This is a genomic window from Mesorhizobium sp. RCAM 05099, from assembly GCF_059683685.1.
In genome coordinates this window covers 4,900,265-4,915,122 of sequence record NZ_CM185035.1, presented here as the reverse complement: position 1 = coordinate 4,915,122, position 14,858 = coordinate 4,900,265, and the positions used below count along the sequence as shown (strand labels likewise).

Here is a 14,858-nt window from a genome sequence, read left to right as displayed (position 1 = left end):
ATCAGTCCTTCGTTCCAGCGCCCGGCGGATCGTCCGCGATCCGGGCGTAGAGGTAGTGGTCCTGCCAGATGCCGTTGATCCGAAGATAAGATCGCAGAAGTCCTTCGCGCCGGAATCCGGCTTTTTCAAGCACGCGGATCGATCGGGCGTTGTCGGGAATACAGGCCGCTTCGATCCGGTGCAACCGCAGCGTATCGAAGGCGAAGCGCGCCACGACCTTGACCGCGTCGGTCATCAGGCCACGGCCGCCAAAGCGCTCGCCGATCCAGTAGCCGACATGACCGCTTTGCGAAACGCCGTGGCGTATGTTGCCGAGCGTTATGCCGCCCGCCAGCTTGCCGCTGCTCTTCTCGAAGATGAAGAAGGCGATCGCGGTTCCCTGGGCATAGTCTTCGCGGTACCGGCTGATGCGCAGCCGCCATGCCGTGCGGTCGAGTTCATCGGGGGTCCAGCGCGGCTCCCATGGCTCCAGGAAGGCGCGGCTCTCGCCGCGCAGCACCGACCATTCGCGGTAGTCATTCGTGTACGGCACGCGCAGCGCGACGCGGTCGCCCTTCAGTGCCGGCAGGTCACGGCGAAAGAAAGGGAGTGCGAACACGACGCTTGGGGGACTTAGACGGCGAGCTTGCGGGCCGTGGTCTGCGTTCCCGCAAGCGGATCGAGGATCGTCTCGTATGGTGCCAGCGTGCCCACAGGCCCGACCGCGGTAAGCGTCGGCTTGGTCGAGAACAGCCGCGACGACAGATCGGTCAGCCGTTCGATCGTCAGCGCCGACAGCCGCTCCATCAGTTCCTCCTTGCCGATCGGCCGGCCGAACAGAAGCAGCTGCCGGGCGATCTGCGAGGCGCGGCTGGCCGGGCTTTCGGCGGACATGATCAGCCCGGCGCGATACTGGGCGCGAGCCCGGTCGAGCTCCTCCTGCAGGATGTTCTCGCCGGCCTTCTGCAATTCGTCGATGATGACAGGCACCAGTTCGGCGATGTCGCTCTGGCCAGTCGCGGCATGGACGCCGAAGACGCCGGTGTCGGAAAAGCCCCAGTGGAAGGCATAAACCGAATAGCACAGGCCGCGTTTCTCGCGGACTTCCTGGAAAAGACGCGACGACATGCCGCCGCCGAGGATCATCGACAGCACCTGCGAGGCATAGAAGTCGCGCACGTGATAGGCGCGGCCCTCAAAGCCCAGCACGATCTGCGCGTCCATCAGGTCGCGATCCTCGCGGAAGTCGCCGCCGACATATTGCGCATACTGCGGGATGGTGCTGTCGGCCTTGCTGCGGAAGCCTCCGAGGTGCTTTTCGACCTCGCGCACGAAATTGTCGTGCTTGATGTCGCCGGCGGCGACGATCACCATGCGTTCGGCGCCATATTGCCGTTCGATGAAATCGTGCAGCTGCTTCGAGGTGAAGGACTTGACGGTTTCGGGCGTGCCCAGGATCGACCGGCCGATCGTCTGATGGCGAAAGGCCGTCTCGGTGAAACGGTCGAAGACGATGTCGTCGGGCGTGTCGTGCGCGGCGCCGATCTCCTGCAGGATCACATGCTGCTCGCGTTCGAGTTCCTGCGGGTCGAACTCGGATTCCTGCAGGATGTCGGCAAGGATGTCGACCGCCAGCGGTACGTCGTCGGAAAGCACCCGCGCATAATAGGAGGTGGTCTCGACACTGGTGGCCGCATTGATCTCGCCGCCGACATCCTCGATTTCCGAGGCGATTTCGAAGGCGCTTCGCCGCTTCGTCCCCTTGAACGCCATGTGCTCGAGCAGATGGGCCATGCCATGCTCTTCGTCACGCTCATTGCGGGCACCGGACTTGACCCAGGCACCAAGGGCAACCGATTCGATGCTTTGAAGGGTTTCGGTGGCGACTGTCAGGCCGTTCGACAGACGGCTTACCTCAACACCCATATGGCTTGCACTCCCTAACGCGCCGCTCGCGCGCGGCGGCCGACGTAATCTTCCACCATTTTCAGGTCGGATGGAAGTACCGTGTATTTTTCGTGCGCGGTCATCAACCCACCTAGCCATGCGGGCAGTGCGGGCGACACGCCACTGGCGGCTTCGACGGCGGCCGGAAATTTCGCCGGATGGGCGGTGCCCAGCACCACCATCGGCACGGCGCCGGCCGCCTTGCCCGCCGCCACATGCACGGCTGCCGCGGTATGCGGATCGAGCAAATAGTTGCTGCCCGCAAGCGTCGAGCGGATCGTGGCGGCAACCTCGTCCATATCAGCGCGGCCGGCGTCGAATTCGGACCGCATCCTGGCGATTTCCGCCGCTTCGATGGTGAAGGCGCCGGACTGTTTGAGCCCGGCCATGTAGCGCCGCACGGTCGCGGCGTTCCGGCCAGATGCCTCGAACAGCAAACGCTCGAAGTTCGACGACACCTGGATATCCATCGACGGCGACGTAGTCGCAAACACGCCCTTGGTGCGGTATTCGCCGGTCGCGAAGGTGCGCGCCAGGATGTCGTTGTCATTGGTGGCGATCACCAGCCGTTCGATCGGCAGGCCCATCTTCTTGGCGGCGTAGCCGGCGAAGATGTCGCCGAAATTGCCGGTCGGCACGGTGAAGGACACCGGCCTGTCCGGCGCGCCGAGCGACAGCGCCGACGAGAAATAGTAGACGATCTGGGCCATGATGCGGGCCCAGTTGATCGAATTGACCCCGGACAGCGCAACCCGGTCGCGAAAGCCGTGATCGTTGAACATGTCCTTGAGCAGGCCCCGGCAATCGTCGAAATTGCCTTCGATCGCCAGCGCATGGACGTTTTCGGCCGTCGATGTCGTCATCTGCCGCTGCTGCACCGGCGAGACGCGGCCGTGTGGGAAAAGGATGAAGATGTCGGTGCGGCTGCGCCCGGCAAAGGCATCGATAGCCGCCCCGCCGGTATCGCCTGACGTGGCGCCGACGATGGTGGCGTGCTGGTCGCGCTCGGCAAGCACGTGGTCCATTAGCCGGGCAAGCAACTGCATTGCCACGTCCTTGAAGGCGAGTGTCGGGCCGTGGAAGAGTTCCAGGATGAAGGTGTTGGGGCCGGTCTGCACCAGCGGGCAGACGGCTTCGTGGCGGAAAGTGGCATAGGCTTCGCGCACCAGGCGTTCGAAGACGGGCGCCGGGATTTCGTCGCCAAGAAACGGCGACAGCACGCGGATGGCAAGGTCGGGATAGGCAAGGCCGCGCATGGCGCGGATTTCGGCGGCGGAGAACCGCGGCCATTCACGCGGGACATAGAGCCCGCCGTCGCGCGCCAGGCCAGCCAGCACGGCGTCGGAAAATCCAAGCACGGGCGCTTCCCCGCGGGTACTCACATATTGCATCTTCACCAATCCATTGCCGCTCGGCTTTTCCGTTCACCACAAGGTGGTTAATTTCTGCGCTGGCTCAGTCGCATTTTTGCCGCGCGGTTGATATACGTCACCAGCTTTGCGAGAGGGAAGTGCAGTTTCATGGCGTTTCGTACATTCAGTGGTCGCTTTTTGGCGGGTCTTGCGCTCACCGGCTTTATGCTCGCCGCCGCCGGCTGCCAATCGGGCGACAATGGCATCCTGAACCTCGGCATTGGCAAGAAGGACCCGACGGCGCCACCGCCGCCCCAGGATCCCAAGGTGTTGGCCAGCCAGTTGCAAGCCTACTGTCCGCGAGTGACGGTGCGCGACGGTACGGCCTTCTTCAACACCTACGGCAAGGACGTCCAGAAGGCCAAGCCCAAGCTCAAGAAGACCGGTGACCCCGCGCAGGATGCCGCGGCCCAGGCTGCGGCCGACGCCGCCGCTGCTACTCCGCCCGACGATTCGGCGAGGATCATTTATCAGGCCTCGATCAGCGACGTGACCCGCGACTGCAGCCGCGCCAACGGGCAACTGACGATGAAGATAGCAGTCGCCGGCAGGATCGTTCCGGGGCCGAAGTTCTCGCCCGGCACCATCACCATGCCGATCCGCACCGCGGTGATGCACGGCACCGAAGTGCTTTACTCGCAGCTTCACCAGTATCAAGTCCAGGTGACCGACCCTTCGGTCGCCACACAGTTCGTCTTCACCGATTCCAATGTCGTCGTGCCGGAGCCGGCGGCGCAGGATTATCAGGCCTATGCCGGCTACGATGAGACCGCACCCAAGGCGACGACCGACAAGCCGAAGAAGACCCACAGGAAGAAAGTGGCGACAAATTAAGAGGTTGCCGGCCCAACCTGCGTCCGGACGGACGCACATTTTCAAGCATCCGCCGACCACTCCGACAGCGCCGCGATCACGCTTTTCAGCTCCGCCCAGCGGCGGATCACCGTTTCGGCGCCGGCTTCGGTCAGCGCGTCGGCATGGCCGGGATAGCTGTGCCCGGCACCAGTGAAGCCGATCACGCGCATGCCGGCTGTCCTGGCACCGTGGACGCCGTGCACGGAGTCCTCGATGACAAAGGTGTTCGCCGGATTCGCGTTGAGTTTCTCCGCCGCGAACAGGAACACGTCCGGAGCGGGCTTGGTTTTCTTGCTCGGTATCTCCAGCGCCGAGAAGATGTGACCGGCGAAGAACGGCAGCAGGTGCACTTTCTCCAGCATGAACTCGATCCGCTCGGCGCGTGAATTCGAGCAGACGCAGCGCGGCGCCGTTACCGCGGCGACCGCCTCGCGCGCGCCATCGATGGCACGGACGTCGCTGCGCAACTTGCGGTCGACCAGATCCTCGGCGCGGTCGATGAGCGAGGCCTGGAACGGGATGCTGGACTTCTCCTCAACCCGCATCATGATGTCCTTGAAGGTCAGGCCGGCATAGGTTTCGGCGATTTCCTCGGCCGAAATTTCATACCCGGCCAAGGTCAGCAGCTCGGCCTCGACACGCGCGGCGATGATTTCGGAATCGACGAGAACGCCGTCGCAATCGAAGATGACAAGGTCTGGCTGGGGCATGGTGATCCGGACAGTGGGAGGAGCAGGGCCTCGGACGGCCTCAGGCGGCGCGGCATACACCAACAGGTCGGCCTTCGCAAACTCGGCGGTCTTCACCGAATATTTACGCTGATCGGTAACCATAACAGAGAGTAAAACAGTAACGCGTGCCTTGGGTGTCAGAATGTCTGCCGTGCGTCTTCTCGACGAGCTTTCCCACGCTGCCCAGCAATCCGAATGGCTGGATACGATCCTGAAGGGCGACTGCGTCGCCGCGCTCGACCGGCTGCCGGAAAAGTCGATCGACGTCATCTTCGCCGATCCGCCTTACAATCTGCAACTCGACGGCGATCTGCACCGCCCCGACCAGTCCAAGGTCGATGCCGTCGACGACGACTGGGACCAGTTCGAAAGCTTCGAGGCATACGACGCTTTCACCCGCGCCTGGCTGCTGGCGGCACGTCGGGTGCTGAAGCCCAACGGCACCATCTGGGTCATCGGCTCCTATCACAACATTTTCCGGGTCGGCGCCAAGATGCAGGATCTGGGGTTCTGGATCCTCAACGACGTGGTCTGGCGCAAGACCAATCCGATGCCGAACTTCCGTGGCCGCCGTTTCCAGAACGCCCATGAGACGATGATCTGGGCCTCGCGCGACCAGAAGGGCAAGGGTTATACCTTCAACTACGAAGCCATGAAGGCCTCGAATGACGACATCCAGATGCGCTCAGACTGGCTGTTTCCGATCTGCACCGGCGGCGAGCGGCTGAAGAACGACAATGGCGACAAGCTGCATCCGACGCAGAAGCCGGAAGCGCTGCTCGCCCGCATCATGATGGCGTCGACCAAACCGGGCGACATCGTGCTCGATCCCTTCTTCGGCTCCGGCACCACCGGCGCGGTGGCCAAGCGCCTCGGCCGCCATTTCGTCGGCATCGAGCGTGAGCAGGCCTATATCGACGCCGCCAATGAGCGCATCGACGCGGTGCGGCCGCTGGACGACGCTGATCTGACCGTGCTGACCGGCAAGCGCGCCGAGCCGCGCGTTGCCTTCGTCAGCCTCATCGACACCGGACTGATGACGCCCGGCGCGACGCTTTACGATGCCAAGAAGCGCTGGGCGGCCAAGGTGCGCGCCGACGGCACGGTGGCGATCGGCGACAGCGCAGGTTCGATCCACAAGATCGGCGCCGAAGTGCAGGGACTGGACGCCTGCAACGGCTGGACCTTCTGGCACTATGAGCGCAGCGGCGGCCTGACCCCGATCGACGAGCTTCGCCGCATCGCGCGACTGGGGATGGAGCGGGCAGGGGCCTGAGCCCCTGCCGCTTGCTGTGCTAATTTGCGTTGATTCAAATTCTCAATGGATCGCTGCAAGCGATTCAAATCACGCTTTGATTCCGAGGCGCTGAAGGTCCGCTTGAAGCGTCGTCGCATCGGTGAACAGCACCGATTGCCAGCCGGCGGCCTTCGCGCCGTCGACATTCTTCTGGCTGTCGTCGATGAACAACGTGGCCGACGGCTCGAGGCCGAACGTGGCGACGTGATGATCATAGATGCCGCGATCCGGCTTGATCATGCCGATCTCGCCGGAGATGGTGACGCCGCGCGGCCGCTCCAGAAAATCGAAGCGCTTGCGCGCCTCGGCCAACGTGTCGGTGGCGAAGTTGGTCAGCATGGTCACGTCGTGACCGCTCTCGATCAGGCCGACCATGATGGCGACGCTGTCGTCATAGGCATGCGGCACCATGTCGTGCCAGTAGCGGCGGAAATTGCGAATGTTTTCCGCGTGATCGGGATGCTCGGCGATCAGCAGCGACTCAGCCTCTTGCCAGGTCCGGCCACGGTCCTGCTCGATGTTCCAGTCATGCGTGCAGACATTGTCGAAGAACCATTTCCGCTCCTTCTCATCGGGAATCAGCCGGCTGAACGGAATGTTGGGATCGTAGTGGATCAGCACTCTGCCGATGTCGAAAACGATGTGGCGGACTTCAGTCATGGGGCCTCTTTGCACTGTGTGGTGACGGTTTTTTCGTCGCGCCGGGTATCGCAGCCTCGATTGCCTTTTTCATGACAGTGGGCAGTGCCTCGCCGGAAATTTCATGGGCCAGCGACCAGAAATGCCCCGCCGGCGCGGCGCCGTTCACCTCGGCACGAAAGACGTCGAGCTCAAGCGCGAAATGGGTGAAGACATGGGCAATCTGGCCGGCAGGCCGCCAGTTGGCGGGGAAAGGCGCCGCCGCCTCGGTGGTCGCGCCGTCGATCCGCGCCGTCCAGTCGGTCGTCGGCACCTCGGTCATGCCGCCAAGCAAACCTCTTTCCGGCCGTTTGCGCAGAAGGATGGCGCCGTCGCCGCGCACGGCGACGAAGGCGGCGCCGCGCCGCAACGGCTTGTCGGCCTTCGGCAGGCGTACGGGGAAGTGCTCGGGATCGCCTGACACAGTGGCGCTGCAGTCTTCGCGTAGCGGGCACAGCATGCAGCGTGGCCGGCGCGGCGTGCAGATCGTCGCCCCCAGATCCATCATCGCCTGGGCGAAGTCGCCCGGCCTCGCACCCGGCACCATGCGCTCGACATGGGCGCGTATCTCGGCCTTGGCTTCGCTCAGCGGCGTGGTGATGGAAAACAGCCGGGAGATGACGCGTTCGACATTGCCGTCGACGACGGCGGCGGGCTGGTCGAAGGCGATCGCCGTGATGGCCGCCGACGTATAGGCGCCAATGCCGGGCAGGTCTCTCAGGCCAGCCTCGGTGTCGGGAAACCGGCCGCCGCGCTCGGCCACCAGATCGGCACACGCCTTGAGATTACGGGCTCGGGAGTAATAGCCAAGCCCGGCCCAGGCCTTCATCACATCCTCGGTCGGCGCCGCGGCCAGCGCCTCGACGTCAGGCCATTTCTCGACGAATGCCCGGAAATAAGTCTTCACCGCTTCGACCGTGGTCTGCTGCAGCATGACCTCGGACAGCCAGATACGGTAGGGGTCGGGCCGCACGCCGCGCGCATGTTCGCGCGGCGTGATACGCCACGGCAGCTCGCGGTGATGGACGTCGTACCAGCCGAGCAGGCGGGATGCGATGTCATCGCCGCTTCCAGATGCAGCCGTGTTGCTATCTCCAGATGCAGCAGCGCTGCTATCTCCAGATGCAGCCGTGCTGCTATCTCTGGATGCGGTCTTGCGGGTCTGGTCTGCTGGTGCCATTGATCGGGAATTGGCCTTGGCGATGCTGATGAAGGTCGTGGCTGGAGGACGTACATGGCAGGGAGAAAGCCCTACGGCAATCCCGTCCCGGTGAGCGATCTTGCAACCGAAATCCTCGATCCGGTGCTGCGCAAGCGGGCCGGCATTTCAATTGGCCTCGTCCAGTCATGGGAAGAGATCGCCGGTCCGCGCCTCGCCAGCCGCTCTCGTCCCGAGAAAATCCAGTGGCCGCGCCGCATGCATGAAGACGATCCGTTCGAGCCGGCGGTGCTGGTCATCGCCTGCGAGGGCATGGCCGCACTCCACCTGCAGCACGAGACCGGCGAGATCATCAACCGGGTCAACGCCTTTCTCGGCTTCACCGCCATCAGCCGGATCAGGATCCTGCAGAAGCCGGTGACAGCGGACAAAGGACGGCCTAAACCGACCTTGAGGCCGCTGACCGCTGCCGAGAAGACGAAATTGTCGGGCACTGTCGGCCTGATCGACGATGATGGACTGCGCGCCTCGTTGGAAAAACTTGGCGCGACCATTATTGGGGAAAGGAAGACATAGATTTGTCGCCAATCTCGCGCATTCGTGATCGCCCTTGTCAGGTTTCGCGATTGGATTGGGGACAGGGATGCCTTAATTCGCGCCAACTCTCGCCTTTTCGTGCTTTTGCATTGCAAAATCCAACCCTTGTCAGGTGATTCGTATGAACCGTCCCCCGTTTGGCGCAAGCTTGTCTCGCAGAAACGTTCTGTCTTCGCTGGCCGCCATTCCGGCGTTGGCCCTGCTCGCGGCTTGCAGCGATTCCGGCGAGCAAGCCAAGGCCGCGGACGTGAAGCCCGCCGACCCGGCCGTGCCCGCGAAGCCGGCCACGCCGGCCGCGGCTACCGCGCCGGAAGCACAGGGCACGGTGGACATGGCGGAATTGCTGAAGCCGGGTGCGCTGCCCGACAAGCAGCTTGGCAAGGACGACGCCAAGGTCACCATCGTCGAATACGCCTCGATGACCTGCCCGCACTGCGCGCATTTCGCCGAGACCACCTTTCCGGATCTGAAGACGAAGTACATCGACACCGGCAAGGCCCGCTACATCCTGCGCGAATTCCCGTTCGATCCGAGCGCCGAGGCCGGTTTCATGCTGGCGCGTTGCGCCAAGGATAACTATTTCCCAATGGTGGATGTCCTGTTCAGGCAGCAGGCGAACTGGGTTGGCGTCGCCAACACCAAGGATGCGCTGCTGCAAATCTCGAAGCTCGCCGGTTTTACACAGGAGTCCTTCGAGGCCTGCTTGACGGACCAGAAACTTCTGGACGATGTGAGATCGGTCCAGAAGCGCGGCGCCAATGAATTCAAGGTCGACTCAACGCCGACCTTCTTCATCAACGGTAAGACCTACAAAGGGGCGATGTCGATTGAGGAAATGTCGGCCATCATCGACCCTCTGCTCTGACGCCCGGGCAGCGCCGAAGCGGCAGCGCCTCAGCATGCGCGGCCTCTTGTTGTGCCGCGGACATTCGCAAAACCGTGCAACATTTTTGCGGAATCCCCCTATAGGGCGGCGTGAATGAAGTTTTCACGCCTTCGCCTCCTCGGTTTCAAATCCTTCGTCGAGCCCGGCGAGTTCGTCATCGAACGCGGCCTGACGGGTATTGTCGGGCCGAACGGCTGCGGCAAGTCGAACCTGGTCGAGGCGCTACGCTGGGTGATGGGCGAAAGCTCCTACAAGAACATGCGCGCGTCCGGCATGGACGATGTCATCTTTTCCGGTTCCGGCACGCGCCCGGCACGCAACACCGCCGAAGTCACGCTTTTCCTCGACAACAGCGACCGCTCGGCGCCCGCCGCCTTCAACGATGCCGACGAATTGCAGGTGTCACGCCGCATCGAGCGCGAGGCGGGGTCGCTCTACCGCATCAACGGCAAGGAAGCGCGCGCCAAGGATGTGCAGCTTCTGTTCGCCGACCAGTCGACCGGCGCGCGCTCGCCGTCGATGGTCGGCCAGGGCCGCATCGGCGAACTGATCCAGGCAAAGCCGCAGGCGCGCCGCGCGCTGCTCGAAGAGGCGGCCGGCATTTCCGGGCTGCACACCCGTCGTCACGAAGCAGAACTGCGGCTGAAGGCGGCCGAACAGAATCTGGAACGCCTGGACGACGTCGTCGGCGAACTGGAAAGCCAGATCGAAAGCCTCAAGCGCCAGGCGCGCCAGGCATCCCGCTTCAAGAACCTGTCTGCCGATATCCGCAAGGCCGAAGCGACGCTGCTGCATCTGCGCTGGACGCTGGCCAAGACGCAGGAAGCCGAAGCACGCTCGGCGCTGGCGGTTGCCACGGCGCTGGTCGGCGATCGCGCCGCCGCTCAGATGAATGCGGCCAAGGAGCAAGGCATCGGTGCTCACCGCTTGCCTGACCTGCGGGACGCGGAAGCCGCCGCCGCCGCTGCCTTCCAGCGCCTGTCGATAGCCAGGTCGCAGATCGAGGAGGAAGCCGGCCGCATTCGTGCCCGCCAGGCGGAACTCGAGCGCCGGCTGCAGCAACTCGACGGCGATATTGCGCGCGAGGAGCGCATGGTCCGCGACAACGCGGATATTATCGAGCGCCTTCGCACGGAGGAAGCCGCGCTCAATTCCGAAAATGCCGGTGCCGCCGAGCGCGAGGCCAGCACCCGGGCCGCGTTCGAACAGGCGGCATCGACGCTTGTCGCAAGCGAAGCCGGCTCGCCGCGCTGACCGCCGAGCGGGCCGAGGCCGCGGCTTCGCGCAACCAGATCGAACGGACGCTGCGCGACACCGCCGAGCGCCGCGACCGCTTCGCGCGCCAGCTCGCCGAGGTTGATCGGGAGCTGTCGGACATCCTGTCGAAGGTGGCCGGACTGCCGGATCCGGCCGAGAAACAGCTCCTGGTCGAACAGGCTATCGCGCTGCTGGAAGAATCCGAGGCCGCGGTATCGGAGGCCGAACAGTTGGTCATCGATGCCCGCGCCACCGAAAGCGCTGCCCGGCCGCCACTCCAGGACGCCAGGGCGGAGCTGGCGCGGATCGAGACGGAAGCACGCACGCTGGCCAAGATCCTCAACGCCGCCAGCGGCGACCTCTTCCCGGCCGTGTTGGAACAGATCAGCGTCGAGCGCGGCTTCGAGACGGCGCTGGGCGCCGCCCTTGGCGAAGACCTTGACGTGCCGCTCGACCGCAGCGCGCCGGTGCATTGGGGCGAAAGCCAGATCCAGCCCGGCGATGCGGCTTTACCCGAGGGCGTCACGAGCCTTGCCAGTGTGGTTCACGCGCCGGCGCAGCTCGCCCGCCGGCTGGCGCAGATCGGTATCGTTGCGGACAGTGATGGCCGCCGGCTGCAGGCGCTTCTTGCGCACGGCCAGCGGCTGGTCAGCCGTGAGGGCGCGCTCTGGCGCTGGGATGGCTTCACCGCGAGTGCCGACGCGCCGACCGCCGCCGCGCAACGGCTGGCGCAGAAGAACCGGCTGGCCGAACTCGATGCCGAAGCCGTGCAGGCGACGCTTGTCCTGCGTCAGGCCGAGGAGGCGCTGGCACAGGCCGAACAGACGCTTCGCCTGGCAAGCGAGGCCGAGCGCAATGCGCGCCAGGCCGGACGTGACGCCCAGCATCGGCTGGACGCAGCCCGCAATGCGCTGGCCGAGGCCGAAAAGGCCGGCGGCGAATTGTCGAGCCGGCGCGCCGCATTGGACGAGGCACGGGCCCGCATCGTCGACAGCCATGAGGAGACATCGGCGGCTTTCGTCGAGGCCGAGATGCTCTTGCAGAGCGCTCCCGATCTGGGCGACCTGCAATTGCAGCTCGAACAGTCCTCGGCCAATGTCGCGCGCGACCGCGCCACGCTTGCCGATGCGCGCGCCGTGCACGAGGGTTTGCGGCGCGAGGCCGAGGCGCGCATACGCCGGCTCGAGGCCATTGGCGCCGAGCGCAGCAACTGGCTGGAGCGCGCCGAAAATGCCTCGACGCAGATCGCTTCGCTAGGTGAACGCAAGGCCGAGGCCGAGGCCGAGCGCGAGCGACTGGCCGATGCACCAGACGAAATCGACGCCAAACGGCGCGCGTTGCTGTCGCAGCTCACCGAGGCGGAGACCTTGCGCAGGGCGGCCGCAGACCGTTTGCAGGAGGCGGAGAACAGGCAATCCGAATTGGACAAGGCGGCCACCGGCGCCATCCAGTCGCTGGCCGAGGCGCGCGAGACGCGCGTTCGCGCCGAAGAGCGGCTGACCGCGGCCGACGAACGCCGGCTGGAGGTCGAGGCGCGCATCCAGGAAACGCTGAACACGCCGCCGCATCTGGTCATCCGCCACACCGGCCTTGAAGCCGACAGCCCGATGCCGGAAATGGCCGAGATCGAGCGTCAGCTCGATCGGCTGAAGATCGAGCGCGAGCGGCTTGGCGCGGTCAATCTGCGCGCCGAGGAAGAGCAGAAGGAACTGTCCGATCGGCTTGAGACCATCGTCTCCGAGCGCGAGGACATCATCGAAGCGATCCGCAAGCTGCGGCAGGCAATCCAGAGCCTCAATCGTGAAGGCCGCGAGCGGCTTCTAGCCGCCTTCGATGTGGTCAACAGCCATTTCCAGCGGCTGTTCTCGCATCTGTTCGGCGGGGGCACGGCGGAATTGCAGCTGATCGAGTCCGATGATCCGCTCGAGGCCGGGCTCGAGATCCTCGCCCGCCCGCCCGGCAAGAAGCCGCAGACCATGACGCTGCTGTCTGGCGGCGAGCAGGCGTTGACGGCGATGTCGCTGATCTTCGCCGTGTTCCTGACCAATCCGGCGCCGATCTGCGTGCTCGACGAAGTCGACGCCCCGCTCGACGACCACAATGTCGAGCGCTTCTGCAATCTCATGGACGAGATGGCCAACACCACAGAGACGCGCTTCGTCATCATCACCCACAACCCGATCACCATGGCGCGCATGAACCGGCTGTTCGGCGTGACCATGGCCGAGCAGGGCGTCAGCCAGCTCGTGTCGGTCGATCTGCAGGCCGCCGAGGCGATGCGCGAGGCTAGCTGAACCATCCGGGCTGCCTGGATCGCTGGAATGATCCTGCGGCGATTGGCCACTTTCAGTCTCCGCGTCGCAAAATCCAGTTTGCGCACATCGCGGCCGCGAGACCGAACGCCATGCCGACGCAATCGGCAACCCAGTCAAACACGTCAAGATCACGCTCTATCAGCGTCGTGCCCTGGAGAATTTCGATCGCGGCTCCAACCAGGGCAAGGAAGACGATCAGCCTTGCCTTGCGCTCGGGCCAGCCGATACTTCCGAGGAATGTCAGGACGGCGAATGCGCTGGCATGGTTCAGCTTGTCGTAGTGGAAACCGACGTCGATGCCGAATTCCTCGAGACGGGGTACTGGCAACAGCGCAAGCACAAGAACGACAATGAGCGTGACGGCAAAGGCGGTCCGTCCGGCGGCTGAATAAGATCTCATTCTGCTCCAACAACAATCTGTGCCTGAGCGCCGAGAAAGCCAAAGCCGGCTCGACGATCCGGACCGGGCCTTCGCGGGAATACCCGATGGGGCAGGGCGGTGCCGTCACGCCACGATTGCATCGGATGTTTTGAATAGCAACGGATCCCTGCGAGACGACCGCCAGCATCAACTGGCAGGCAGCTGCCGCGAGCAGGCAATCAATCCTGGACGACCTCGGGCGGAAAGCCGACGCGAAAAAGCCCGCGTTCCGGGGAGGGGGAGGAAGGCGGGCTCTTTGACAACCTAAGGCTTGGGATTCTCAGGTCGGCCATCAACTCGCGAAGGGCCACTTCGGTTCCATTGAAAAGCTCAAACCAAGTCAAAACGCTATGTCAAAAGACATACCCAGGAAAATAGGAAATATTTCCTCCTTTTCTGTCGTTCGGATTCCGATTCTGCTATAATTTAAAGAGTGAGGACTGGTCCTCTTCACAGGTCTACGACAAGCGTCAAACCGTCAGGGTTGTGCTCGGCCATTTTTCTCTGGCACCGAGTCATCGGTGACTTGGTCAAGTAACTGAAATTGTTATGCAATATTTCCCGCACGCTTTCGCGTAGTGCTGATGCCTAGGGGCACACCAGCCAAATGAAAATCCCGCGTGGGCACCTACATCGATAGCGACACCCGGCTCACGGTGGCTCCCGCCGTGGTCATCAAGAATCAAAATCACTGTAAGTATCTGATTATATTAATAAATATGAAATAGATGATGGCTGGGGCGCCAGGATTCGAACCTGGGAATGTCGGTACCAAAAACCGATGCCTTACCACTTGGCGACGCCCCAATTGCCGTCAGAGTCGCTTGTGCGGCGCGTTATTAGCAGAGCAGCCAAAAAGCACAATGCTTATGAACGACGTCCAAATGGGCTAACCTTCGTCGCCGCCAGATGGCAAGCGAACGGGCTATTCGGACCAGACCGCCATCTCGTTCCCGGCCGGATCGACGAAATGAAAGCGCCGGCCGCCGGGGAACGCGAAGATCGGCTTGACGATCGTGCCGCCGGCATTTTCGACGGCATTGAGGGTTTCTTCCAGATCCCGGCTATAGAGCACGGGCAGTGGCTTGGCGGGCGCCTCCGCGGCGTCGGCTTGGAAGCCCCCGTCCAGACCCTCGGCAAAGGCCGAATAGGTCGGCCCATAGTCGGTGAAAGACCAGGCAAAGGCGGTACTGTAGAAAGCCTTGAGCCGGTCCAGCGTTCCGCCGGTCGCCGGCATTTCCAGATAGTCGAGTTTCCCAGACAGTTTCATGGCGTACCTCTTTGTTCCCTTTATGTTCTAGTCCTGTGGTTCTGGAGTGGCAAG

At 63.5% G+C, this 14,858-nt stretch carries 12 protein-coding genes, 1 tRNA gene and 1 pseudogene; 5 read left to right on the top strand and 9 right to left on the bottom strand.

Annotated elements, in window-relative coordinates; translation table 11 throughout:
* Nucleotide 1 precedes the first annotated feature (1 nt).
* Genes AC56QQ_RS24360 through thrC form a run of 3 tightly spaced genes read right to left on the bottom strand, consistent with a single transcriptional unit; the run spans nucleotide 2 to nucleotide 3,317 of the window.
* On the bottom strand, nucleotides 2-598 hold the full coding sequence (locus AC56QQ_RS24360) for a GNAT family N-acetyltransferase (RefSeq protein WP_497123673.1): 597 nt from the start codon (nucleotides 596-598) through the stop codon (nucleotides 2-4).
* Between the two features lie 14 nt (nucleotides 599-612).
* The gene (locus AC56QQ_RS24355; protein WP_497123672.1) at nucleotides 613-1,905 is read right to left on the bottom strand and encodes a M16 family metallopeptidase; all 1,293 of its coding nucleotides are present in this window, start codon (nucleotides 1,903-1,905) and stop codon (nucleotides 613-615) included.
* 14 nt (nucleotides 1,906-1,919) lie between these two features.
* Nucleotides 1,920-3,317: a threonine synthase gene (thrC, locus tag AC56QQ_RS24350; RefSeq protein WP_497123671.1), complete on the bottom strand. Its 1,398-nt coding sequence runs from the start codon at nucleotides 3,315-3,317 to the stop codon at nucleotides 1,920-1,922.
* Between the two features lie 129 nt (nucleotides 3,318-3,446).
* On the opposite strand from thrC, the gene AC56QQ_RS24345 reads away from it, so the two are divergent.
* Entirely contained in the window at nucleotides 3,447-4,172 is a 726-nt protein-coding gene (locus AC56QQ_RS24345) for a hypothetical protein (RefSeq protein ID WP_489860425.1), read from the top strand.
* 41 nt (nucleotides 4,173-4,213) lie between these two features.
* Here AC56QQ_RS24345 and AC56QQ_RS24340 read toward each other — a convergent pair whose 3' ends face one another.
* Nucleotides 4,214-4,903, bottom strand: coding sequence for an HAD family hydrolase (locus tag AC56QQ_RS24340; protein ID WP_497123670.1), 690 nt, complete (start codon nucleotides 4,901-4,903; stop codon nucleotides 4,214-4,216).
* Between the two features lie 163 nt (nucleotides 4,904-5,066).
* Here AC56QQ_RS24340 and AC56QQ_RS24335 point away from each other — a divergent pair, with 163 nt between their 5' ends.
* Entirely contained in the window at nucleotides 5,067-6,200 is a 1,134-nt protein-coding gene (locus AC56QQ_RS24335) for a site-specific DNA-methyltransferase (RefSeq protein WP_497123669.1), read from the top strand.
* A 69-nt stretch (nucleotides 6,201-6,269) separates the two neighbouring features.
* Here AC56QQ_RS24335 and AC56QQ_RS24330 read toward each other — a convergent pair whose 3' ends face one another.
* Both AC56QQ_RS24330 and mutY read right to left on the bottom strand, forming a co-directional pair.
* Nucleotides 6,270-6,881 (bottom strand): HAD family hydrolase, encoded by a 612-nt coding sequence (locus AC56QQ_RS24330; protein WP_497123668.1) that lies wholly within the window; start codon nucleotides 6,879-6,881, stop codon nucleotides 6,270-6,272.
* Nucleotides 6,874-8,079 carry an A/G-specific adenine glycosylase gene (mutY, locus tag AC56QQ_RS24325; protein ID WP_497123667.1) on the bottom strand — a complete coding sequence of 402 codons (1,206 nt, stop codon included), beginning with the start codon at nucleotides 8,077-8,079 and terminating at the stop codon, nucleotides 6,874-6,876. Before mutY ends, AC56QQ_RS24330 begins: the two co-directional genes overlap by 8 nt.
* Before the next feature lie 54 nt (nucleotides 8,080-8,133).
* Here mutY and AC56QQ_RS24320 point away from each other — a divergent pair, with 54 nt between their 5' ends.
* The 3 genes and pseudogenes from AC56QQ_RS24320 (at nucleotide 8,134) to smc (ending at nucleotide 13,092) form a co-directional block, all read left to right on the top strand.
* A complete protein-coding gene (locus AC56QQ_RS24320; RefSeq protein ID WP_489860430.1) occupies nucleotides 8,134-8,634 on the top strand; it encodes a DUF721 domain-containing protein in 501 nt (166 codons plus the stop codon).
* Nucleotides 8,635-8,776: 142 nt separating this feature from the next.
* Entirely contained in the window at nucleotides 8,777-9,520 is a 744-nt protein-coding gene (locus tag AC56QQ_RS24315) for a DsbA family protein (RefSeq protein ID WP_497123666.1), read from the top strand.
* A gap of 114 nt (nucleotides 9,521-9,634) precedes the next feature.
* A pseudogene (gene smc, locus AC56QQ_RS24310) lies at nucleotides 9,635-13,092 on the top strand (chromosome segregation protein SMC).
* Between the two features lie 52 nt (nucleotides 13,093-13,144).
* Here the strand turns inward: smc and AC56QQ_RS24305 are convergent.
* The 3 genes from AC56QQ_RS24305 to AC56QQ_RS24295 all read right to left on the bottom strand — a co-directional run bounded on the left by AC56QQ_RS24305 (nucleotide 13,145) and on the right by AC56QQ_RS24295 (nucleotide 14,804).
* Nucleotides 13,145-13,513, bottom strand: coding sequence for a VanZ family protein (locus tag AC56QQ_RS24305; protein ID WP_497123665.1), 369 nt, complete (start codon nucleotides 13,511-13,513; stop codon nucleotides 13,145-13,147).
* A 753-nt stretch (nucleotides 13,514-14,266) separates the two neighbouring features.
* A tRNA-Gln gene (locus AC56QQ_RS24300) sits at nucleotides 14,267-14,341 on the bottom strand.
* A 118-nt stretch (nucleotides 14,342-14,459) separates the two neighbouring features.
* On the bottom strand, nucleotides 14,460-14,804 hold the full coding sequence (locus AC56QQ_RS24295) for a VOC family protein (RefSeq protein WP_497123664.1): 345 nt from the start codon (nucleotides 14,802-14,804) through the stop codon (nucleotides 14,460-14,462).
* Between the last annotated feature and the right edge of the window lie 54 nt (nucleotides 14,805-14,858).